The sequence below is a fragment of the Polaromonas sp. JS666 genome, assembly GCF_000013865.1.
In the GTDB taxonomy this organism is placed as follows: domain Bacteria; phylum Pseudomonadota; class Gammaproteobacteria; order Burkholderiales; family Burkholderiaceae_C; genus Polaromonas.
Window position 1 is genome coordinate 3,917,470 of record NC_007948.1, and the last position, 20,982, is coordinate 3,938,451.

Consider the following 20,982-nt stretch of genomic DNA (forward strand, 5'->3'; position numbering starts at 1 on the left):
CCCTATCAACTTGCGGCCTGAAAGTGCGGAATCAATAGCGCCAGCAGGCGGTCCACCACGCCCGGCGGCAAATCATGGCCCATGCCATCGATGCCGGCCAGTTTCGCGCCCGGAATGCGGCGGGCGAGGTCTTCACCACAGGCAAACGGCACCAGCGGATCGGCCTTGCCGTGCACCACCAGCGTAGGCACGGCGATGCCGGCCAGCGCTGCGGCACGCCTGCTGTCGGCCACGGCGGCCGCCATCTGGCGGGCAATGCCCCGGGGATGGTAGCTGCGCTCGGTCGCGGCCGTCACGCGTTCGCGCAGCATCGCATCATCCATGGGAAAGCCGGGGCTGCCGATGGCCTTGAAGAGTCTGACCGTGTGGTCAATGGCGGCCGGCATGCCCTTGCCCGCCGGTCGGCTGAGCAGCGCCCGCGTCACGGCGGGCCTGGCTTCGGGCAGGCCGCGCGCGCCGCTGGAGCTCATGATGCAGGAAAGGCTGAGCGCACGCCCAGGGGCCAGCAGCGCAAGCCGCTGCGCGATCATGCCGCCCATGCTCACGCCGACCATGTGCGCCTTGTCGATTTGCAGCGCATCGAGCACACCCAGCGCATCGCGCGCCATGTCCTCCACGCTGTATGGCGGTGTGATGCGCACGCCAAACCGGTACTTGAGTCCCTCCCACAGCAGGTTGGGTGTGCCCAGGTGGTCAAAGTGCTGGCTTAACCCGGTATCGCGATTGTCAAAGCGCACCACGCGAAAGCCGGCGTCCAGCAGGCCCTGCACCAGCTCCGGCGGCCAGGCGATCAGCTGCATGCCCAGGCCCATGATGAGCAGCACCGCAGGCCGGCCCGTGGCATCGCCCGGGTAAGTGTCCTCGATTTCGATATCGATGCGGTTGGCTTTGATTTTCATCTGGTGATTATGTACACCCCCGTCCAGGCTCACTGCGTGTAGCCTGTTCCCCCCTTGCAGGGGGCGGCGCCTGCGGCCTGGCAGAGCCAGTTCCGCGGCCCCTGCTGGCGGGGGATTCGTCACCCCTGTTCACTGCGTGTAGCCCGACTCCACCAGCGGGGGCCGTGGGTCCGGCTACGCCGGCCCACAGGCGCCGTCCCCTGCAAGGGGAGAGGAGGCTACACGCAGTGAGCCTCAACAGGGGTGTTAAACAAATTCTCGTTCACGCAGCCACTTGGTGGCAATCCACTTTTCTCCGGCCTTCACGGGCTCGCCGCCGTGCCTGGTGAGGCTGGCGGGATTCGCAGCCGGGTAACTGAAAAAAACCGCAGTGCCGCGCCGGGGCGTCACCTGCAGGCCAATGTCCGGAAATACCGTGGCGCCGCCCTGCTCGGGTTCGTTCAGGTACATGATCAGGGTGGCTACGCGCTGCCCGCCCCGCTGAAGTATGGCAGGCGTACCGGGCTCGGCCGGGTCAAAGTAATCATAGTGGGGCTTGTACTGGGCGCCCTGCCGGTAGCGCAGCACCTGCAGGCCTTCGCCCCTGTCGACCGGCCAGCCCACCAGGCGGGCAATGCGCGCCTCCACGCGCTGCACCAGCGGATTCTCGCCCCGCGCGAAAAACATGCCCTGGCTGGTGCGGTCCCGGTTGCGCTCCTCGCCCCCGGTCTTGATGTTCACCGTGAGTGATCGCGCCAGGCGTGGCTGCGCCACCTCCATCAAGGCCTCGCATTCGCTGTCGCTGAGCAAGTTGCCAAACACCACCAGATCGGGCAGTTGCAGGCGCTGCAGCACGTCAACCCACCGGTCGCCGGCGTCCATGCTCATGCTGGCGCCTTCTGCCGGCTGGGCTAGCGCCGTAAACGCAGCTTGTTCCTGCGGCGTCAGCCTCAGGGCCCGGCAGGCGGTCGCGTGCTGCCAGCCGGCGTCCAGCATCGCCTGGAACAGGGCTGCCCGCGAATGCCCCTGGGCTGATTGAGCAAGCAGCCAGGCCCGCAGTTCACGGCTGACAGGCTGGACGCTGGCGGGTTGCTGCTTCACATCGGGCCTGCCTGCAGTACTAACGCTTCAGGCCGCCTGCCGGCGCCGGAACACGAGGCGGTCGGCCTGCGATGCGGCAGGGTCGAAGCGGTACCCTTCGGCATCAAAGCCTTCCAGCTTCCTGACCGTGAGCAGCTTGTGCTCGGTGGCGTAGCGCACCATCAGGCCGCGGGCGCGCTTGGCCATGAAACTGATGATCTTGTATTTGCCGGCCCTGAACTCCTCGAAGACACAGCTCACCACGCGGGCTTTTAGCGCCTTGCGGTCGACCGCCTTGAAATACTCTTCACTCGCCAGGTTCACGATGACGGGCGAGGTGTGGGCGGCGGCGCGCTGATTGAGGTAATCGGCAATCTGCGAGCCCCAGAACTGGTAGAGGTTCTTGCCCTGGCCGGTCGCCAGCGCCGTGCCCATCTCCAGCCGATAGGGCTGCATCCAGTCGAGCGGACGCAGCACGCCGTACAGGCCGCTGAGGATGCAGACATGCTCCTGCGCCCAGCCAAGCTGCTGTTCGCTCAGGGTCTTCGCGTCCAGCCCTCCATAGACATCGCCATTGAAGGCCAGCACAGCCTGTTTGGAGTTTTTGGCGGTGAATTTGGGGGACCACGCCTGGTAGCGCGCGACATTCAGGCCAGACAGCGCATCCGACAGCTTCATCAGCGTGCTGATCTGCTGCGGCGTCTTGGTCTGCAGCACATCAATCAACTCGGCCGACTGGCGCGTAAACAACGGCTTGGTGTACGTGGAGACGTGCGGGGGTGTGTCGTAGTCCAGTGATTTGGCGGGCGAAAGAAGAAACAGCATGGTCCGGCAGAATTAAATTGACAGGCAAGCCTGCGACTGTACGACAGCCCGGCCGGGCGCCTCCGAAGGACCGGAGGGCTGCGACAAGCCCATCCCGCACGGGGAGCAGGCTTCTCAGCGCAGGTCGCTGGCCAGCGACGCCAGCGATTCCGCCGGAATCATCGTGTGCGCCGGGTAATTGGTGTGGTCGCAGCCCAGCTTGACGCTGGCACCGGCCTTGACGGCGGCGCACATGGCGGGGTCCAGCTCGAAACGCACAAAATGCACGGCCGAGGTTTTCTCGTCGTTTTCGCGGTCCATGTCTTCGTCGGCAATCGCGTACACGCGGGCGTGGCCTTCCACCTCGACAAACAGGCGGTCTTCCACGCCGATCAACCGGGCCAGCTCACGCTTGCGCTCGTTGACATCGGGGTACTCCAGCATCATGGTGGCCTTCCAGTTGCTGCCGTCGGGCATCAGGGGCGCATAGGCCTCGATCTCCTGCTCAATGCCGTCTGCCTCAAAGATTTTTTCGAGACGCAACATTTCCTGGATCTGGTAGCGGATGCTGGTTTCGCTCTCGAACTGCACGTTGATGTACTCGCCCAGGCGCACGCTGCGCAGCTTGCGGTGGGCCATGATGGCGGGCTTGTGTTCCTTGCGGTACTTGCTGTAGGCCTCGAGACTCATCAGAGACTCGCGCGTGATTTTTCCGGTGGTTTCCATGGGATGTATGCTCCAACAAATTGTCATGCCGGACTTGATCCGGCATCCATGTCGCTCAACCATGGATTGCGGGTCAGGCCCGCAATGACAAAACAAAAATTATTTGAGGCCATAGGCCATGCGTATCAAGGTCAGCGGATGCTTCTGCGGCGGCGCGCCCAGGTTGTTGACGTCAAAACCCTGGGCGATGTGGTGGCCGCCCAGCGGGCAGTCACTGCTGATGACATCAGGCAGGCCGCCGTCCTTGTGATTGGCCATGGCCTTGAACAGCGGCTTGCCGATTTTCATCGCCTGCTGGTGGTAGGGCACCTTGACGCCGAAGGTGCCGGCGTGGCCCGAGCAGCGCTCGTGCGTGTGCACACTGGTGCCGGGCACCATCTTGAGCATTTCCTCGGTTTTCTTGCCGATGTTCTGCACCCGGCCGTGGCAGGGAATCTGGTAGCTGATCTTGCCCAGCGGCGTGGAAAACTCGGTCTTCAGCAGGCCGTCGCGCTTGCGCGCCATCAGGTACTCGAAGGGGTCCCACATGTGTTCCTTGACCAGCTGCACCTCGGCGTCGTCCGGGTACATCAGCGGGATCTCCTGCTTGAACATCAGCGTGCAGCTGGGCACGGCGCTCAAAATGGCAAAGCCATCGCGGGCGTATCTGGCCAGCACCGGGATGTTGGCTTCCTTGCTGGTGTTCACCGAGTCCAGGTCGCCCAGCTCCAGCTTGGGCATGCCGCAGCACCTTTCCTTTTCCACCAGCACGTAGGGCACTTCGTTGTGGTCCAGTACCTTGAGCAGGTCGTGGCCAATGCCCGGCTCGTTGTAGTTGACGTAGCAGGTCGAAAAAATCACGACCTTGCCCGGTGTCTTGGCGCCGTCTTTTACCGGATGCGGCGGTGACTCCAGCGCACCCGAACGGAATTTTTGCGTGGCCAGCTCGGGCAGCCAGGCGTTTTTGTCGACGCCCAGCACCTTTTCCATCACGGCGCGCGCCGGCCTGGTCTTGTTGACCGCGTTGGCCACCTGCACCACGATGGGAATGCCGGCAAATTGGCCATGCACATCGGTGGAGGCCAGAAACCGCTCACCCGCGCCGACATCACCCTTCTTGAATTTGATGGCCTTGGCGCGCAGCATGGTGTGCGGAAAATCCACGTTCCACTCGTGCGGCGGTACATAGGGACACTTGGTCATGTAGCACAGGTCACACATGTAGCACTGGTCCACCACCTTCCGGTAGTCCTTCTTGTCGACCCCATCGATCTCGCCCGTTTTGCTTTCATCGATCAGGTCAAACAGCGTGGGAAACGTGCCGCACAGGCTGACGCAGCGCCGGCAGCCGTGGCAGATATCGAAGATGCGCTCCAGCTCATGGAGGGTCGCTTCCTCGTTGTAGAACTCCGGATTTTTCCAGTCGAGTGGGTGACGGGTGGGGGCTTGCAGATTGCCTTCTGTGGCCATGGCACTGTCTCTCGTTTTGAGGGTGAAGGTTTAAGAAACGGCTCTGCGGCACTGGGGCTTTCGCGGCAGAACTCTTTCTTAAACTCGCTACCCCGGGGATAGCGAGCAGCAGGCATGGGACGGGACGCCGTCGCCCGGGTGTGCTACCCGAGACGACGCCGCCTTGCAGCCGTTCCAGCGCCGGCAGGGCCGGCGCGCTGGTCAGTCCACCAGCTCGGCCAGGGCCTTGGTGTAGCGGTTCGCATGCGAACGCTCGGCCTTGGCCAGGGTTTCAAACCAGTCCGCTACTTCGTCGTGACCTTCGTCGCGCGCGGTTTTGGCCATGCCCGGATACATGTCGGTGTACTCGTGGGTTTCGCCTGCTATGGCAGATTTGAGGTTGTCGCGGGTGGCGCCGAAGGGCATGCCGGTGGCGGGGTCGCCGCACTGTTCCAGCCATTCCAGGTGGCCGTGGGCGTGGCCGGTTTCACCTTCTGCAGTCGAGCGGAACAGTGCTGACACATCGTTCTGGCCTTCGACGTCGGCCTTGTTTGCGAAATACAGATAGCGGCGGTTGGCCTGTGATTCGCCGGCAAACGCGGCTTTCAGGTTCTCTTCCGTCCTGGAGCCTTTAAGAGCAGCCATGGAAATCTCCTTCGTGGGTTGATGAATACCTTGCTTGGGGCCTCGGGCAAAGCCAGCCGAAGACGGTTCCACCTTAGCGCTGTTGGCGTGACGCGTCCAGTTGCCGCAATCAATGAGTGAAATTGAAAATAACTATCGATCAATCTAAGTTGATAACCATCATCAATTTCCAGGAATCCTAGCAGGATCTGAGGGCGGCGGCCCAAAGTCGCCGTTTGGCGGGTATTTTTTATTACGTTATAGTAAATCAATTACGGATAGTTAAATTTTTATCGCCGCCGGCTTCCGGCGCCGCACCATGGAGACTGCACATGACTTCGCTCGCCACAGGGTTCCCTTCAGGTCCGTCAGATATTTCCGGCACCCGCCTCGCCGCACCGGAAATGCCGGCCGCCGCCCCGATCCGGCAGTTGCACCACTACGCTTACCGTGCCAAAGATGCCGAGGAAACCCGGCATTTTTACGAGGACATCCTGGGCCTGCCGCTCTACCACATCATCCAGAGCGACTACGTGCCCAGCACCGGCGAATACTGCCCCTACACCCACTTTTTCTTTCGCCTGCAGGATGGCTCCTGCATCGCGTTTTTTGACCTGGGCAACGATGAAGCCGCCCTGCCCTCACCGAATACGCCGCTGTGGGTCAACCACATTTCGTTTCGCGTTGATTCGGTCGCCGACCTGGAAGCCACAAAAACACGGCTGCAGGCCAATGGCATTGACGTGATCGGCGTGACGGATCACCATATCTTCCAGAGCATCTATTTTTTTGATCCCAACGGCGTGCGGCTCGAACTGACAGCCCAGCAGGCCGACGAATCTGTAATGAACGAGGAGAGCAAAACCGCCCACGCCCGGCTGGCGGAGTGGACGGCCCGCAAGGAGCAGTGGCGCAAGGACCGCGCAGCCGGCAAGGCCGGCAGTGCCCTGAAACCACAGCGCAACGACCGGCCCGAAGTTGCCGCCAGAGCGATGGCGCGGCCATAGAAGGCGGCCAGGGATTGCAGCAGGAAATCGTGTTGGTAAATGCAGGCAGGAGGGACATCACCCATGCAAGAAGAACATCCGGACTACGCTGAAGCCGCCTTCACCAACGGCTATGAATTCACGCAGGGCACGGGCTACCACCTGCCCGAATACCCATTTATCGCACCGCCCGAACTCACCTCGGGCGAGGTCAGGCGTCACCCGATTGTCATTGTGGGCGGTGGCATCACCGGCCTGACGCTGACCTGCCTGCTGGCGCATTACGGTGTGCCGGTGATACTGCTCGACGAAGACAACACGGTGGGCGTCAAGGGGGCTTCGTCCCGCGGCATTTGCTACGCGCAAAAGACACTCGAAATCTTCAAACGCCTGGGCATTTACGGGCGCATTGCCGCCAGGGGCGTGCAGTGGAGCGTGGGACGCACCTTTGCCGGCGACGACGAGGTCTACAGCTTCGACCTGCGCCAGCAGCAAACCCTCTCCCTGAGCAAAGAACCTCCCTTCATCAACATCCAGCAGTTCTATGTGGAAGGTTTTCTGGTCGAACGGCTCTACCAGCTGGCCCAGGCCCATCCGGGCGTGGAGCTCCGCTGGCGCCACCGGGTTACCGGGCTTGAGCAGAATGCCGAAACCGCGACGCTATCCATCGACACGCCGGCCGGGACCTATTCGCTGCAGGCCGACCATGTGGTTGACTGCAGCGGCTCGCACAGCCCGTTTCGCGGCTGGTGCCAGGCCACGGTCGCCACCAAAAAGGGCGACGACCGCTGGTGCATTGCCGACGTGCGTTTCAGCAACCCGCTACCGGTGGAGCGCCACACCTGGATAGAGGCGCCATTCAACGAAGGCCGTGCCGTCTGGCAGCACCTGATGGCCGACGGCGTCTGGCGCATTGACTACCAGATGCCGCCCGACGCCGACCTGCAATCAATGAGCCGCGAAGACGTCGTGCGGGCCCGGCTGAACGCCCAATTCAAGCGTGAGCTGAGTCCGGAGGAATGTGAAATCGTCTGGGTGGGCCCTTACGCCTACCGCAGCGAATGCCTGGACATGCTGCGCCACGGCCGGGTGTTTTTTGCCGGCGATGCTGCCCATGTGGTCAGCCCCTTTGGTGCGCGCGGCGGCAACTCGGGGGTGCAGGACGCCGACAACCTGGCCTGGAAGCTGGCCGCCGTGGTGGAGGACCGCGCCGCGCCCCAGTTGCTGGACAGCTACAGCGACGAGCGGCGTGAGGCCGCACAGTTCAACATGCGGGTCACCAACCGCACCACACGCTTTTTGCGCCCCGCCGATGGCGCGGAACGCCTGTTTCGCAATGCCGTCCTGAGCCTGGCCAGGCAGCATGCGTTTGCCCGGCAACTGGTCAACACCGGCCGCATGTCCACCCCCAACACCTACACCCACTCCAGCGTGTGCGGCAACACCGGTGGCCTGGCCACGCAAAACGCCGCCCTCACCTGGCCCAACGGGACCCGCGGCGAGCTGATTGACCTGCTCAACTGGGCCGGCAGCCGGCTGCTGCTGCTGGTGTTTGGCGACCTGCCCGCCACCGCCGCCAGGCGGCTCCAGGAACTGGCCGTACAAACCGACGTACGCTGCGTGCAGGTGATTCCCCCCGACAGCCGGGCCAGCGCCGTGGAGCACGTGATTGACCAGGAGGGTCATCTGCAGGCCAGCTGCCACGTCTTTGGCCATGCCTGGGCACTGCTGCGGCCCGACAGCTACGTGGCCGCGACCGGCGAAAGCATTGACACCTCACTGGTGCATGCCATTGCCATGGCGCTTGGCACCCACTGGAGCCTGCACGGAGAAACCGCATGAAAACCAACGTCAACTTCCAGGATGCCGATGCGTTTTACGAATCCCTGCTCGACGCCCACCAGGGCCTGAGCCGGGAGCAGTCCGAGTTGCTCAATGCCCGCCTGATCCTGCTCATGGCCAACCAGATCGGCAACACGGCGCTGCTGCAAGCCTGCATCGCGGCTGCGGCCGAACCAGCGACCCGGCCCGCCAAGGCCCCGCACTTGCACGGACTTTGAATCGGGCGCATTCTCTGGATATACGCCTGTCACGGCGTGTCCCGGGAGTCCATCATGCGTACTCTACTTGTCCGGCCGCTTCTTGCCTTGTCCCTTTCTTTAGCGCTGGCCCCGGGAGCGCTCACTGCGTCATTCGCTGCGAGCCCACTGCCGCCGCCCACGGTTCAGGCTGTGATCGATGCCCTGAGCAAGGCCAACGCAGCGGTTGTCGGCATCCAGGTGACCGCCGTTCCGGACGCCCGGTCGATACAGACACTGGGACGGGAGCGCACCGGCTCGGGCGTGGTGATAGGCGCCGATGGCCTGGTCCTGACAATCGGCTACCTGATGCTCGAAGCCCAGCGGATCGAGGTTGTCACCCAGGACAACAAAAGCCTGCCGGCCACCGCTGTGGCCTACGACATCGCCACAGGTTTTGGCCTGGTCAGGCCGTTGCTGCCCTTGCGCGGCGTGGCACCCGTGACACTGGGAAATTCCCAGGATGTCACGCCCGGTGAAGCACTGATGGCCGCCACCGGGGCAACCGTCGACGGCGAAGACGGTGACGTGAGCATGACGCAGCTGGTCAGCAAGCGCGCTTTTTCGGGCAACTGGGAGTACCACATCGACACCGCGCTGTTCACCAGCCCACCCGTCACTGCAGGCGGGGGCAACCACAGCGGCGCGCCGCTGTTCAACCAGATGGGTGAACTGGTCGGCATCGGCTCGCTGCTGGTGATGGACGCCAGCGGCGAAAACCGCCGCCTGCCCGGCAACATGTTCGTGCCCATCGATCTGCTCAAGCCCATCCTGGCTGAAATGCAGCAGTCGGGCAGCACCCGTCAAAGCCACCGGCCGTGGCTGGGATTGACGTCGAATGACCACGAGGGGCGCATTCAGATCATGCGTGTCAGCGCCGACAGCCCGGCAGAGAATGCTGGCCTGCAGCCGGGTGTGGTGGTCCTGGCCGTGGACGGCACCGAAGTCACGACGCTGGAGGGCTTCTACAAGAAACTGTGGGAACGCGCGGCGCCCGACGCGCCGGTGACGCTCACGGTGCGCCAGGGCGATGAAGTCAAAACAATTGTCATCAACCCCGAGGACCGGATGCTGACGCTGAAGAAACCCCCGGGTATCTGAGGGCGCAAAGTGAGGGCTCAACGTGAGGGCGCCAAGTCCGGTGATGGCGCAGATAGGGACCACACGGACACCGACTGGCCAGTCGAATAAAATCGGGGCAGTTACCTCCAACACCAAGCGGCATCCCGGATGCCGCTTTTCCATTGCCCCATGACCAACGCCGCCACTCCCACGCCCGCCAGCCCCGCTCCCGACACCGCCAAGGCGCCTGTTCCCACGCCCGGGCTGGACAGCCTGGCCAAGTCCTTTGAACCGGCGGCCATTGAAAGCCGCTGGGGCCCGCTGTGGGAGCAGAGCGGGCAGTACGAGCCCACGCTGGATGCGGCCAAACCGTCGTTTTCCATCCAGCTGCCGCCGCCCAATGTGACCGGCACGCTGCACATGGGCCATGCGTTCAACCAGACCATCATGGACTCGCTCACGCGCTACCACCGCATGCGCGGCCACAACACGCTGTGGGTGCCCGGCACCGACCACGCCGGCATTGCGACGCAAATCGTCGTGGAACGGCAGCTGCAGGGTGAAGGCAAAAGCCGCCACGACCTGGGCCGCAAGAACTTTGTCGCCAAGGTCTGGGAGTGGAAAGAGGAATCCGGCTCGACCATCACGCGCCAGATGCGCCGCATGGGCGACTCGGTGTCGTGGAAGCACGAGTACTTCACCATGGACCCCAAGATGTCCACGGTCGTCACCGAGACCTTTGTGCGGCTGTATGAGCAAGGCCTGATCTACCGTGGCAAACGCCTGGTCAACTGGGACCCGATCCTCAAGTCCGCCGTCTCCGACCTGGAAGTGGAGAGCGAGGAGGAAGACGGCTTCCTCTGGCACATCCGCTATCCGCTGGCCGATGGTTCCGGCTCATTGACGGTCGCCACCACCCGCCCCGAAACCATGCTGGGCGACGTGGCCGTGATGGTCCACCCCGAAGATGAACGCTACAGGCACCTGATCGGTCAGCTTGTGAAGCTGCCGCTGTGCGACCGCGAGATCCCGGTGATTGCGGACGACTATGTGGACAAGGAATTCGGCACCGGCGTGGTCAAGGTCACGCCCGCGCACGACACCAACGACTATGCCGTGGGCCAGCGCCACCAGTTGCCCATCATCGGCGTACTGACGCTGGACGCCGCCATCAACGACAACGCGCCTGAGAAATACCGCGGCCTGGACCGCTTCGATGCCCGCAAGTCGGTGGTGGCCGACCTCGAGGAGCTGGGCCTGCTGGTGGAAGTGAAGAAGCACAAGCTCATGGTGCCGCGCTGCGCCCGCACCGGCCAGGTGATCGAACCCATGCTGACCGACCAGTGGTTTGTCGCCATGACCAAGGTCAGCGACCAGGACCCGACCGGCAAATCCATCGCCCAGAAAGCCATCGACGCCGTCGAAAGCGGTGCCGTGAAGTTTGTGCCCGAACAATGGGTCAATACCTATAACCAGTGGATGGGCAACATCCAGGACTGGTGCATTTCGCGCCAGCTCTGGTGGGGCCATCAGATCCCGGCCTGGTATGACGAAGAGGGCAAAGTCTACGTGGCGCGCGATGAGGCCGAAGCACAGCAGCAGGCCCCCGGCAAGAAGCTCACGCGCGACGAAGACGTGCTCGATACCTGGTATTCCTCGGCGCTGGTGCCCTTCTCGTCCATGGGCTGGCCCGAGAAAACCAAGGAGCTCGATCTGTTTTTGCCATCGAGCGTGCTGGTCACCGGCTACGACATCATCTTTTTCTGGGTCGCCCGGATGATCATGATGACCACGCATTTCACCGGCCAGGTGCCCTTCCACCATGTGTACATCCATGGCCTGGTGAAGGATTCCCACGGCAAGAAAATGAGCAAGTCCGAAGGCAATGTGCTGGACCCGGTCGACCTGATTGACGGCATCGAGTTGGCACCGCTGCTGGACAAGCGCTCACAGGGCCTGCGCAAGCCGGAGACGACGCCCCAGGTGCGCAAAAACACCGAAAAAGAATTTCCCGCCGGCATTCCAGGCTATGGCGCCGATGCGCTGCGCTTTACCTTCGCCTCGCTGGCCAGCCTGGGCCGCAGCATCAACTTTGACAGCAAACGCTGCGAGGGCTATCGAAACTTCTGCAACAAGCTCTGGAATGCCACGCGCTTTGTGTTGATGAACTGCGAAGGCCAGGACTGCGGCCTGGCCGAGCACACCAAGGCGCAATGCGCACCCGGTGGCGAGTTTGAAAACTACCTGAGCTTCTCGCAGGCCGACCGCTGGATTTCATCAACCATGCAGCGCGTGGAAGCCGACGTGGCCAAAGGCTTTGCCGACTACCGCCTCGACAATGTGGCCGGCAGCATTTACCAGTTTGTCTGGGACGAGTTCTGCGACTGGTACCTGGAAATTGCCAAGGTGCAGATCCAGACCGGCACGGATGCGCAAAAGCGCGCCACGCGCCGCACGCTAATCCGCACACTGGAAGGCGTGCTGCGCCTGGCGCATCCGCTGATTCCCTTCATCACCGAAGAGCTGTGGCAAAAAGTGGCGCCGGTGGCGGGACTCAAAAAAAGCCCCCTGATCGGCCAGGCCGCCTACCCGCAAAGCCAGCCGGGAAAAATCGATGAGCAAGCCGAAGCGCATGTAGCCAAGCTCAAGACGCTGGTCGATGCCTGCCGCAACCTGCGCGGCGAAATGAACGTCTCGCCGGCCACGCGCCTGCCGCTGTTTGTGCTGGGCGACACCGACTTCATGACGAGCGTGGCGCCCGTGCTCAAGTCATTGGCCAAGCTCAGCGAAGTCAAGGTGTTTGACGACCAGGCCGCCTGGGCCGCCGCCGCGCAGGCAGCCCCCGTGGCGGTTGTTGGCGAGGCACATGTCTGCCTGCACATGGAAGTGGATGTGGCCGCCGAAAAAGCGCGCCTGGGCAAGGAGGCGACCCGCCTGGAGGGCGAGCTGGTCAAGGTCAATGCCAAGCTCGGCAACGAAGCCTTTGTCACCAAAGTGCCCCCTGCCGTGTTGGCGCAGGAGCGCAAGCGCCTGACCGACTTCACGGCGACGCTGGAAAAAATCAGGGACCAGCTGGCACGTCTGGCATAAGCGCACATGCAGGCCGGAGCCGCTGTGCCGGCGCCGGGTCGCGGGTCAACCGCCTACACCGTGAGGTCCGGTTCGGGCCACTGCGACGGTGAGGCCGCGGCGGGCAGCGAATCCAGCCCGCTCTGTGGCGACCCGATGGCTTCATGCATGCGGTGCGCCACGTACCAGCTCGCACGCAAGCGCGCCTCCCGCGTGTACGCCCCCAGGCGCGGGGTGACAAACAGATTCTTCAGGCCCTTGAGCGGCGAGGTGTCGCCCACAAAGCCGGGCTCGACGCCATCCAGAATGCAGGCCTCGATGCGGCCATCGCTCAGCGCTTCGGCCAGCGCCGCCTCCTCAAACAGATCGCTGCGGCTGATGCCCACCCACAGTTGCTCTCGCCGGCAGGCGGACAGCAATTTGTCATTGACGAAACCCCTGTAACGCGTGGCATAGACCATCTGCACCGACACCGCATCGGCCTGACTCACCAGTTCTTGCAGGGAGACGGGCTGAATGCCCAGACGCTCCCAGACGGGCGCGGTATGGTGCACCGCCGGGTCGTAGCCGATCAGGCGAACGCCGAGGCCGCTCAGCATGCCGGCCAGCGTATGCGCAGCCGGCGCCAGGCCCAGAATGCCGACGGTGCTGCCATGCAGCTCGCGCCCGATCTGGCCGCTGGGGTGCTTGTGGCCCATCAGGGCCGACACCAGACCGCGGCGGCAGAGCAGCAGCAGGCTGCTCAGCAAATACTCGGCGTTGGAGCGCACATTGGCGCTGTTGGCGTGTACGACCTTGATGTCCCGCTCCTTGCAGGCTTCCATGTCGATGTTGTCCGTGCCAACATGAAGGCGGCCAACGGCCCTGAGCTTGGGCAGGAAATCCAGAAACCCCCGGGTCACGACGGTTTGCCTGGGAAAGACAATGCCCCTGGTTTTATAAGCCACCTTGCGCAGGGCGATGGGATCGTCAGCCAGTTCGGGACGGTATTCCACGCTGTGCCGGGTTTGAAGCCAGGTCACGGCCTCCGGCACCAATGCGTCAAGAAGTAAGATGTCCACCCAGTTGTCCTTTTTGTCCTTTTCCTGCAGATCCTGTTCATTGCGTGGTTTGCGCACGCCGACTCGGGATGTCGTCCGACGTCGTGCGCTTTACCTGAGCCGCAACACTTGAGTTTTTTCACCTATCAAAGTCGATGCCAAAATTCACCTTGAACAAAGCGGTTTTCCCTGTTGCCGGGCTCGGTACCCGCTTTCTGCCCGCCACCAAAGCCCAGCCCAAGGAAATGCTTCCCGTTGTGGACAAGCCGCTCATCCAGTACGCGGTGGAAGAAGCCTATGCGGCGGGTATTCGCCACATGATTTTTGTGACAGGACGCAATAAACGGGCCATCGAGGATCACTTCGATACCGCCTACGAACTGGAGAACGAACTGGAGGTCGCCCAAAAGCAGGAATTGCTGGCTTTGGTGCGTTCGGTTCAGCCCGACGACATGAATTTTTCCTATGTCCGGCAGCCCCGTTCGCTCGGCCTCGGCCATGCAGTGCTGTGCGCCGAACACCTGGTGGGCGACGAGCCTTTTGCCGTGCTGCTGGCGGATGACCTGATGGTGGGTCCGCCGGGCGGTCTGCCAGTCCTGGCCCAGATGGCCGCGCAGTACCAGGAGCTTCACCAGTCGGTGCTGGCCGTGCAGGAGGTGCCCCTGGCGCACACGCGCCGCTATGGCATCGTGGCCGCAGAAGCCATCAGCCCGGGGGCAAATCCGAGGCTCATGAAGGTGCAGAAAATCGTGGAAAAACCGGCACCGGAGGTGGCCCCGTCCCGCATGGGCGTGGCCGGCCGCTACATTCTCACGCCCGCCATTTTTGAACATATCCGCCGCCAGGCGAGCGGTGTGGGGGGCGAAATTCAGTTGACTGACGGCATCTCAAGCCTGCTGGCCGAGGAAGCCGTTTATGCCCTGCAATACCAGGGCAAGCGTTACGACTGCGGCAGCAAGGAAGGGTTCCTGGAAGCCACCGTTGAGCTGGCGCTGCAACACCCGGAAGTGGGGCAACACTTTCGCCAATACCTCAGCGGGCTCAAGCTCGACTGACGGCCGGACCGCGGGAGAAACCCGGGCAGGCAGCGGCGAACTTCAGGGGGCGAATTTCAGGGGCGAACCTCAGCGCCGTTTCAGCACGTGAATGAAGTCGCTGCCGGCAACTTGCTGGTCCACCAGTTCATTGCCGGTTTGCTTGGCAAAGGCCTGGAAATCGCGGGTCGAACCGGAGTCGGTAGACACCACGCGCAGCAACTGTCCGCTGAGCATTTCGGTCAGCGCTTTTTTGGCTTTCAGGATGGGCAGCGGGCAATTCAGGCCGCGGGTGTCGAGTTCTTTGTCGATATGCATACGTATCCTTGGGTTGCTGTTATTTTAAGCACGAACAGGGCAGCGCAAAACCGCAGCCTGCGGTGACCCCACAAACCACCCCTACCACCGCAGGTACGCGTTCACTCCGTCCTTTTGTCCCACGCCAGAAACTCCGGCTCATAGCCACGCGTGCGCAGCCAGTCGGCCAGCGCATAGCCGGTGCCGGCGGGCCAGCACTTGAGTTTGTCAAAATCGTATAACCGGTAATCCACCAGTTCCGGCGACAACCTGACGTCGCCGTGGCAGACGGCGTGGTAGGCGATGATGATCTGGTTCATGCGCTGAAAGTCGTAGACCCCGATCAGGTCCAGCGCGGTGGTATCCAGGTTGGTTTCTTCCTTGATTTCGCGCTGGATGCCTTCCTGCGGGGTTTCACCGGCCTCCATGAAGCCAGTGATCAGCGCGTACATCTTGCCGGACCAGGCCGCATTGCGCGCCAGCAAAATCTGCCCCTGGTATTCGACCACCGCCGCCAGCACGGGCGTGGGATTGTTCCAGTGGGTGTAATTGCAGGCCGGGCAGCGCAGGCGCGCCTTCTCCCCACTGTCCTCCATTTGCACCACCATGGCCAGCGGCGTCGCACATTGGGGGCAAAAACGGAATTCGTGTGTCATGGCTGATGCCCCACGCGCAACAATTTGCTATATTTTTCATAGCAAACTATCCCAACAAAATATGGGCCTGAAACAGTATTCACGGTGAATCAGGCGGGAAAGACGCCGGTAGACAGGTAGCGGTCGCCGCGGTCGCACACGACGAACACGATCACCGCATCCTTGACGGTTTTAGCGATTTCCTGCGCCACCCAGCAGGCGCCAGCCGACGAGATGCCGGCAAAAATACCCTCTTCGCGCGCCAGCCGGCGGCACATGTCTTCCGCATCGCTCTGGCTGACCAGCACCAGCTCGTCCACATGGCTGGGGTCATAAATTTTGGGCAGGTATTCTTGCTGCCATTTGCGGATGCCGGGAATCCGCGAACCTTCGCTGGGTTGCGCACCGATGACGCGTATGGCCGGATTTTTCTCTTTCAGGTAGCGCGAAACCCCGGTAATCGTGCCGGTTGTACCCATCGCACTGACAAAATGTGTCACCTTGCCTGACGTATCTGTCCATATTTCGGGGCCGGTGGTCTCGTAATGGATGCGCGGATTGTCCTGGTTGGCAAACTGGTCCAGCACCCGGCCTTTGCCCTCGTTTTGCATCTGCTCGGCCAGGTCCCGGGCGTGTTCCATACCGCCGCTTTTGGGCGTGAGCACCAGCTCGGCGCCAAAGGCCTTCATCGTCTGGGCGCGCTCAATGCTCAGGTCCTCCGGCATGATCAGCACCATCCGATAGCCCTTGATGGCCGCCGCCATGGCCAGCGCGATGCCGGTGTTGCCCGAGGTGGCCTCGATGAGGATGTCGCCGGGCTTGATGTCGCCGCGCTCCTCGGCGCGCTTGATCATCGACAGCGCTGGCCTGTCCTTGACGGAGCCGGCCGGATTGTTGCCTTCGAGTTTGCCGAGGATGACGTTGTTGCGTTCGGTGTTTTCAGCGGCTGCGATGCGCTGCAACGCGACCAGCGGCGTTTTGCCGATCGCGTCTTCAATGGTTGGATAGTTCATACGCCACACTGTGCCATAATTTCGGTCTTCGCTTCTTTCCGCCCGGGTGGTGAAATTGGTAGACGCAGGGGACTCAAAATCCCCCGCCGAAAGGCGTGCCGGTTCGATTCCGGCCCCGGGCACCAGCGGTTTAGCGCTATGAATTCAATAGCTGCTTGCACTGCTCGTTCTTCAGCTTTTCATTACCTTTGCCGCATGACGGCAAATCCACCCCCTCCCTGCTTTGCCTGAACCGGCACGTGCTGCCTCTTGCCGGAACAGATGTCAGCGCGGCCGCTGAAGCCACCCCCCGTCCCGGCACGAAAAGTGCCCCCGTGAGAGCCCTCACACTGCGGCCTTATTTGGGACGGCGCATCTGGAACAGTTGCTCAGGGCCGATGGAAAAATAGTCCCCCGGCCCGCCGCCGCGCAGAATGTGGCCAGCGGCTGCGGTGTCGTAAACACCGTCCTTGAGCAGGGCCTGGGCGATATGCACGGCCACGACTTCGCCCAGCACCAGCCAGGTCGGCACCTTGTCGCCACCGGCCCCCTGAAGCTGCACGATCTGCGTGACGCGGCACTCGAACGAAATGTAACGCGCCACATGGTTTGATGAAGCACGACAAATGGTTTGATGTGGCAGACCATCTGGCGCTCGGTTCTCGCCCCAAGTTATCCCCAGTGCTGTGGATAAGTAACCCGGCCGGGGGCTGGTAAACCGCCCTTGAAGGGCCATTGAGCCCCAAAAAACGACCTCTCAGAACGCCCCAGGAGCTGCGATCTTACGCTGGCCAAGGCACTGGGCAGGGGGGACCGGCTCGCGGCTCCTAGGGCCTTGGCGCTTGGCCCGCATGCCGGTGGGCCTGCTGGTCATCCCCCAGGCTTGAAATTGGTAATCAGCAGCTCGCCCTTGGCCTGCCTGCCCTCCCCAGATCGGCCCAGGGTGTAGCTGGTGACCAACCGTTTGATGGACAGGCCCTTGAAGGCCTGGCGCATCTCCGGGATGTCGTTCACGCTGACGGCCGCCTTGCCCTTCATGGTGCGCAGCAGCTCGGCCATCCGGTCGTACTGCTCAAGGCCGAAATCGACACCGTAACCCTCGGTTCCCCAGTAGGGCGGATCGAGGTAAAACAAGCTGTGGGGCCGGTCGTATTTTTCAACGCATTTGGCCCAGTCCAGGTGCTCAATAAACACCTGGTGTAGGCGCAGGTGGACGGCGCTTAAATCCTCTTCCATTCTGAGCAGGTTGATGCTGGCCTTGGCCGTGGTGGCGGTGCCGAAGCTCTGGCCCTTCACCTTGCCACCGAAAGCGCACTTTTGCAGGTAGTAGAACCGCGCAGCTCTCTGTATATCGGTCAGCGTGGCCGGTGGCGTCTCCTGCAGCCAATTGAACAACTCGCGGCTGTTGAGCGCCCACCTGAATTGCCGGATGAACTCGTCAAGATGGTGGGTCACTACCCGGTAAAGCCGCACCAGGTCGCTGTTGACATCATTCAGCACCTCGACCCTGACCGGGGGCTTCATGAAGAACAGCGCTGCGGCTCCGCAGAAAGGCTCGACGTAGCAGCTGTGGTCAGGAAACATGGGCAGGATGAATTGCGCCAGGCGACGCTTGCCACCTACCCACGGCACCAAGGGCGAGGCCTGAATATGCATTGCATTGTTAATGAGCGCTCGGGGCTCCCGTTTTGTCATCTTCAGCTCCATTTGCAGATGACGCTCGGGGGCGTGCTTGGGTGGTGCTCTGGCTGCTGTGATCAGCGGCTCTGGCCCTCAAAATGTTCAAGGCCCCGCATCTGGGACACTTGATCTCTAACCTGGTGTAGCAGCCTGCGCCCAACTTGCGCTGGCAGCTGCCGCACCGAATCTCTTCTAACTTCTCTTGCATGGCATCACCGTTATGATCACCCGGCCTAGCTAGGCGGCAGGGTCTTCGGTCAATACCGTGCGTGTTCACGGTGGAGGCGGGGGCTTGAAGTGTTAGCGCACCTCAGGCCTTCGCCCTGTCTTTTTTTCTAGTTTCCCGGTCCGGCTCCTTGCCGCCCTTCAGCGCAATCCACAAAGTCACAAACGGAACCAGGTTGATGCACCAGCGACGGTTGAACGGCGACCAATGCGCGCCGATCCACAGTGCGCCAGGGTTGATCAACACGCCAACCTCCACGCAGATCAGCCACTCACCGATGCGGCTTGCAGGCGCTTGGCGGTCATGGCATCTTTGATGCCCATGATGGCCAGCTCCAGATCGGCGGGCGATGGAACCTCTTTGTTGAGCCAAAATCTCGCCGGCCAGCCGTTCGCAGCCAGGTCATTGGCCACCATCTCCGAGCAGATCACACCCGACGCATTCCGGGTGCTCTTGCCGACCAGGTGATACGCCCAGCGCACGCTGAACAGCAGGTAGTCCCAAACACCATAGACCGCCCCATCGGTATCGAGCTGGTGATCCAGGTATTCAGCCGTCACGCTGCAGCCAGCGGGCAAGTCGGCCAGGATGACGTTTGCTTCTGCGTACACCGGCCAATTGCGACGCCGGCGGATCAGGTTCATGTCCCAGAACTTGATGCCATCCGTGAAGCCCACGTGATAGCACGTCGAGCCGGTGAAGAACTTGGTCAGGGCCGAGCTGAACGGCTTGCCGTAGACAAAGACGATTTTCATGACAGCCCTCAGATGCTGAAAGTCACAGATTCCATCGCCAGCTTGCCAGCCGCCTCGGCATCGGCGACAGCCAGCGCGGTGGCTGCAGCGCGGATAGCGGCCTTGGCGCGAAGCCGCGCCGCTCCACGATGGTCAAAGGCCACCGCGTTTGCTTCCGTCCACTTTTGCACCACAACCTGCGCGGCCTGCTCATCGGTCAGGCCGTAGCCTTCGGCAAGAGCCTTCACACGCTCTGGTGCGGGCTTGGTCATGTCCACCAGCCAGGCCTTCGCGGCCATGTAGGCGGCGTCATATTCGGAAGCGATCGCGCCGTTCGGAACGGTGCGACTGTAGAGAACTTCAAAGTGTGCATCGATGGCCGCTTGGGCGGCTTCCTTCAGCGCGTCGAGGGTTGGCGCTGGAGGTGTGATCAGAACTGGGGCCCCATTAGCGTCGGCCTCGATACGCTTGCCTTGGGTTTGCCCTTCGAGAAGAGCGGCGTGCTGCTCATCGGTGATCTCGACGGCATCGGGCGGAATCTTGCAATCGGGGTTGTTGATTTCAATGGTCGGCGCGATGGCGGAGGGGTCCGGCATACCGTCAATTAGAGGCGGCACCCACGCTGCGTCGGCTATGACCAGCGTGCGAGACCCGTGGAGGTCGGCGGAGTAAAACCCGCCTGTCAATTTTGAATAGAACATGATTTTCCTTATTTGCCAATGGCAGCCCAATAATTTGAATTTGATGCAATCGAAGCGCGCCCATTGAATCCGGTCAGCAACTGGGTATCGGACCAAGCAGCGCAAGTGGCCGTCGTACCCCCTGCAGAGCCGAATGTGAGGCTGTATAAAGCGGTGGGGAAAGTTAATGGGAAGGTCACCGCAACCGGATTACCGGGCGTCGCGTTGCCGGTAAAAACACCCCACTGAATGATCAGACCGCTGGGCAGCTTCTGGTAGCCACTCGCTGCAACGCTTGCGGCGCCGCCGCTGGAAAGACCGTAATACGATCCACCGCCCGTAGCGCATAAATCGAGGAAATCTCCCACAGTGCGCAGAATGACGGACGATGAGCTGGTGCCGCCCGCGAAGTTGTTCGTGCCGACAATCACATTCGAACCGGAGGTTACAACCGTCACAGCATTGGCTGATGAGTCCGACTTGTATATTTTCAGCGCGGCACCAGACTGCGTAACGAGCGGCAATGTGATGGTGCGGGGCCCTCCGCTGGCGTCGACAAAAATTACCTTACCGAAGTCGGCGGCGGTCAGAACGGTGTTCGCTGCGACCGATATGGCGTCTTGATAATTTCCAAGCGCTCGCTGCACGAAAGCCGTGGTCGCGGCCTTCGTAGTGTTGTCAAACTGCGCGGGCGTGGTGAACACACCGGCCGCACGCAGCGCCAGAAGCATCTGGTTGCGCGTCGCTATCGCAGGCACCTGCCCTCCGGCCTCGATGATGGCCAAAATCTCTTCCTGCACGCCGTTGCAAAATTCCGCGTTGAAGTCGGTAGGTGTAACGCCGAGTCCGAGATTGGCGTTCTTCCAGCCATGCTTGCCGGCCCCGAAGAGGTCAACAGCTTTTGATGCTGTGTTAATGCGATCCATTGG

At 62.1% G+C, this 20,982-nt stretch carries 22 protein-coding genes, 1 tRNA gene and 1 pseudogene; 7 read left to right on the forward strand and 17 right to left on the reverse strand.

From position 1 onward, the window contains the following. Nucleotides 1–5 precede the first annotated feature (5 nt). The 6 genes from BPRO_RS18510 to BPRO_RS18535 all read right to left on the reverse strand — a co-directional run bounded on the left by BPRO_RS18510 (nt 6) and on the right by BPRO_RS18535 (nt 5,561). Nucleotides 6–899, reverse strand: a complete 894-nt coding sequence (locus BPRO_RS18510; RefSeq protein ID WP_011484602.1) for an alpha/beta fold hydrolase — start codon at nt 897–899, stop codon at nt 6–8. 246 nt (nt 900–1,145) lie between these two features. Then, entirely contained in the window at nt 1,146–1,979 is an 834-nt protein-coding gene (locus BPRO_RS18515; RefSeq protein WP_011484603.1) for a 2-oxoglutarate-dependent dioxygenase, read from the reverse strand. 27 nt (nt 1,980–2,006) lie between these two features. Then, the gene (yaaA, locus tag BPRO_RS18520) at nt 2,007–2,783 is read right to left on the reverse strand and encodes a peroxide stress protein YaaA (protein ID WP_011484604.1); all 777 of its coding nucleotides are present in this window, start codon (nt 2,781–2,783) and stop codon (nt 2,007–2,009) included. Between the two features lie 114 nt (nt 2,784–2,897). After that, nucleotides 2,898–3,488 carry a DUF3501 family protein gene (locus BPRO_RS18525; RefSeq protein WP_011484605.1) on the reverse strand — a complete coding sequence of 197 codons (591 nt, stop codon included), beginning with the start codon at nt 3,486–3,488 and terminating at the stop codon, nt 2,898–2,900. Nucleotides 3,489–3,587: 99 nt separating this feature from the next. Beyond that, entirely contained in the window at nt 3,588–4,937 is a 1,350-nt protein-coding gene (locus tag BPRO_RS18530) for a (Fe-S)-binding protein (protein ID WP_011484606.1), read from the reverse strand. A gap of 201 nt (nt 4,938–5,138) precedes the next feature. Beyond that, nucleotides 5,139–5,561 carry a rubrerythrin family protein gene (locus BPRO_RS18535; RefSeq protein ID WP_011484607.1) on the reverse strand — a complete coding sequence of 141 codons (423 nt, stop codon included), beginning with the start codon at nt 5,559–5,561 and terminating at the stop codon, nt 5,139–5,141. A gap of 383 nt (nt 5,562–5,944) precedes the next feature. Here BPRO_RS18535 and BPRO_RS18540 point away from each other — a divergent pair, with 383 nt between their 5' ends. From BPRO_RS18540 to BPRO_RS18560, 5 genes are all read left to right on the forward strand, one after another. Beyond that, on the forward strand, nt 5,945–6,547 hold the full coding sequence (locus BPRO_RS18540) for a VOC family protein (protein WP_041390026.1): 603 nt from the start codon (nt 5,945–5,947) through the stop codon (nt 6,545–6,547). Between the two features lie 63 nt (nt 6,548–6,610). Then, entirely contained in the window at nt 6,611–8,368 is a 1,758-nt protein-coding gene (locus tag BPRO_RS18545) for an FAD-dependent monooxygenase (protein WP_011484609.1), read from the forward strand. After that, on the forward strand, nt 8,365–8,586 hold the full coding sequence (locus tag BPRO_RS18550) for a DUF2783 domain-containing protein (RefSeq protein WP_011484610.1): 222 nt from the start codon (nt 8,365–8,367) through the stop codon (nt 8,584–8,586). The genes BPRO_RS18545 and BPRO_RS18550 overlap by 4 nt, the downstream gene beginning before the upstream one ends. Before the next feature lie 54 nt (nt 8,587–8,640). Beyond that, nucleotides 8,641–9,705, forward strand: a complete 1,065-nt coding sequence (locus BPRO_RS18555) for a S1C family serine protease (RefSeq protein WP_011484611.1) — start codon at nt 8,641–8,643, stop codon at nt 9,703–9,705. A gap of 150 nt (nt 9,706–9,855) precedes the next feature. After that, nucleotides 9,856–12,756 (forward strand): valine--tRNA ligase, encoded by a 2,901-nt coding sequence (locus tag BPRO_RS18560; protein ID WP_232291432.1) that lies wholly within the window; start codon nt 9,856–9,858, stop codon nt 12,754–12,756. A 53-nt stretch (nt 12,757–12,809) separates the two neighbouring features. On the opposite strand, the gene BPRO_RS18565 is transcribed toward BPRO_RS18560, so the two are convergent. Next, the gene (locus BPRO_RS18565) at nt 12,810–13,796 is read right to left on the reverse strand and encodes an NAD(P)-dependent oxidoreductase (protein ID WP_041390027.1); all 987 of its coding nucleotides are present in this window, start codon (nt 13,794–13,796) and stop codon (nt 12,810–12,812) included. Between the two features lie 134 nt (nt 13,797–13,930). On the opposite strand from BPRO_RS18565, the gene galU reads away from it, so the two are divergent. Further along, nucleotides 13,931–14,830 (forward strand): UTP--glucose-1-phosphate uridylyltransferase GalU, encoded by a 900-nt coding sequence (galU, locus tag BPRO_RS18570; protein ID WP_011484614.1) that lies wholly within the window; start codon nt 13,931–13,933, stop codon nt 14,828–14,830. A 69-nt stretch (nt 14,831–14,899) separates the two neighbouring features. Here galU and BPRO_RS18575 read toward each other — a convergent pair whose 3' ends face one another. From BPRO_RS18575 to cysM, 3 genes are all read right to left on the reverse strand, one after another. Next, complete coding sequence (locus tag BPRO_RS18575) at nt 14,900–15,127, reverse strand: sulfurtransferase TusA family protein (protein WP_011484615.1); 228 nt, start codon at nt 15,125–15,127, stop codon at nt 14,900–14,902. A 101-nt stretch (nt 15,128–15,228) separates the two neighbouring features. Then, a complete protein-coding gene (locus tag BPRO_RS18580) occupies nt 15,229–15,762 on the reverse strand; it encodes an NUDIX domain-containing protein (protein ID WP_011484616.1) in 534 nt (177 codons plus the stop codon). An 89-nt stretch (nt 15,763–15,851) separates the two neighbouring features. After that, nucleotides 15,852–16,754, reverse strand: coding sequence for a cysteine synthase CysM (gene cysM, locus BPRO_RS18585; protein WP_011484617.1), 903 nt, complete (start codon nt 16,752–16,754; stop codon nt 15,852–15,854). A 40-nt stretch (nt 16,755–16,794) separates the two neighbouring features. On the opposite strand from cysM, the gene BPRO_RS18590 reads away from it, so the two are divergent. Beyond that, a tRNA-Leu gene (locus BPRO_RS18590) sits at nt 16,795–16,879 on the forward strand. Nucleotides 16,880–17,091: 212 nt separating this feature from the next. On the opposite strand, the pseudogene BPRO_RS18595 reads toward BPRO_RS18590, so the two are convergent. The 7 genes and pseudogenes from BPRO_RS18595 to BPRO_RS28065 all read right to left on the reverse strand — a co-directional run. Beyond that, nucleotides 17,092–17,325: pseudogene (locus tag BPRO_RS18595) on the reverse strand (flavin reductase family protein); the annotation flags it as partial. Between the two features lie 278 nt (nt 17,326–17,603). Beyond that, nucleotides 17,604–18,389 (reverse strand): DNA adenine methylase, encoded by a 786-nt coding sequence (locus BPRO_RS18600; RefSeq protein WP_041388937.1) that lies wholly within the window; start codon nt 18,387–18,389, stop codon nt 17,604–17,606. A gap of 7 nt (nt 18,390–18,396) precedes the next feature. Continuing rightward, nucleotides 18,397–18,621, reverse strand: a complete 225-nt coding sequence (locus BPRO_RS28695; protein ID WP_081430534.1) for a Com family DNA-binding transcriptional regulator — start codon at nt 18,619–18,621, stop codon at nt 18,397–18,399. Between the two features lie 102 nt (nt 18,622–18,723). Next, nucleotides 18,724–18,885 carry a hypothetical protein gene (locus BPRO_RS29720; protein WP_157045829.1) on the reverse strand — a complete coding sequence of 54 codons (162 nt, stop codon included), beginning with the start codon at nt 18,883–18,885 and terminating at the stop codon, nt 18,724–18,726. Nucleotides 18,886–18,902: 17 nt separating this feature from the next. Continuing rightward, nucleotides 18,903–19,394 (reverse strand): hypothetical protein, encoded by a 492-nt coding sequence (locus tag BPRO_RS18605; protein ID WP_011484619.1) that lies wholly within the window; start codon nt 19,392–19,394, stop codon nt 18,903–18,905. Between the two features lie 8 nt (nt 19,395–19,402). Next, a complete protein-coding gene (locus BPRO_RS28060) occupies nt 19,403–20,074 on the reverse strand; it encodes a hypothetical protein (RefSeq protein WP_011484620.1) in 672 nt (223 codons plus the stop codon). Nucleotides 20,075–20,082: 8 nt separating this feature from the next. Continuing rightward, nucleotides 20,083–20,979, reverse strand: coding sequence for a gp53-like domain-containing protein (locus BPRO_RS28065; protein ID WP_011484621.1), 897 nt, complete (start codon nt 20,977–20,979; stop codon nt 20,083–20,085). Nucleotides 20,980–20,982 lie beyond the last annotated feature (3 nt).

Bases quoted from the DNA above. Each gene is read 5' to 3' on its own strand.
- BPRO_RS18510 (WP_011484602.1), bottom strand. From the start codon at position 899: ATGAAAATCAAAGCCAACCGCATCGATATCGAAATCGAGGACACTTAC.
- yaaA (WP_011484604.1), bottom strand. From the start codon at position 2,783: ATGCTGTTTCTTCTTTCGCCCGCCAAATCACTGGACTACGACACACCC.
- BPRO_RS18525 (WP_011484605.1), bottom strand. From the start codon at position 3,488: ATGGAAACCACCGGAAAAATCACGCGCGAGTCTCTGATGAGTCTCGAG.
- BPRO_RS18530 (WP_011484606.1), bottom strand. From the start codon at position 4,937: ATGGCCACAGAAGGCAATCTGCAAGCCCCCACCCGTCACCCACTCGAC.
- BPRO_RS18535 (WP_011484607.1), bottom strand. From the start codon at position 5,561: ATGGCTGCTCTTAAAGGCTCCAGGACGGAAGAGAACCTGAAAGCCGCG.
- BPRO_RS18540 (WP_041390026.1), top strand. From the start codon at position 5,945: ATGCCGGCCGCCGCCCCGATCCGGCAGTTGCACCACTACGCTTACCGT.
- BPRO_RS18545 (WP_011484609.1), top strand. From the start codon at position 6,611: ATGCAAGAAGAACATCCGGACTACGCTGAAGCCGCCTTCACCAACGGC.
- BPRO_RS18550 (WP_011484610.1), top strand. From the start codon at position 8,365: ATGAAAACCAACGTCAACTTCCAGGATGCCGATGCGTTTTACGAATCC.
- BPRO_RS18555 (WP_011484611.1), top strand. From the start codon at position 8,641: ATGCGTACTCTACTTGTCCGGCCGCTTCTTGCCTTGTCCCTTTCTTTA.
- BPRO_RS18560 (WP_232291432.1), top strand. From the start codon at position 9,856: ATGACCAACGCCGCCACTCCCACGCCCGCCAGCCCCGCTCCCGACACC.
- galU (WP_011484614.1), top strand. From the start codon at position 13,931: ATGCCAAAATTCACCTTGAACAAAGCGGTTTTCCCTGTTGCCGGGCTC.
- BPRO_RS18575 (WP_011484615.1), bottom strand. From the start codon at position 15,127: ATGCATATCGACAAAGAACTCGACACCCGCGGCCTGAATTGCCCGCTG.
- BPRO_RS18580 (WP_011484616.1), bottom strand. From the start codon at position 15,762: ATGACACACGAATTCCGTTTTTGCCCCCAATGTGCGACGCCGCTGGCC.
- cysM (WP_011484617.1), bottom strand. From the start codon at position 16,754: ATGAACTATCCAACCATTGAAGACGCGATCGGCAAAACGCCGCTGGTC.
- BPRO_RS18600 (WP_041388937.1), bottom strand. From the start codon at position 18,389: ATGCATATTCAGGCCTCGCCCTTGGTGCCGTGGGTAGGTGGCAAGCGT.
- BPRO_RS28695 (WP_081430534.1), bottom strand. From the start codon at position 18,621: ATGCAAGAGAAGTTAGAAGAGATTCGGTGCGGCAGCTGCCAGCGCAAG.
- BPRO_RS18605 (WP_011484619.1), bottom strand. From the start codon at position 19,394: ATGAAAATCGTCTTTGTCTACGGCAAGCCGTTCAGCTCGGCCCTGACC.
- BPRO_RS28060 (WP_011484620.1), bottom strand. From the start codon at position 20,074: ATGTTCTATTCAAAATTGACAGGCGGGTTTTACTCCGCCGACCTCCAC.
- BPRO_RS28065 (WP_011484621.1), bottom strand. From the start codon at position 20,979: ATGGATCGCATTAACACAGCATCAAAAGCTGTTGACCTCTTCGGGGCC.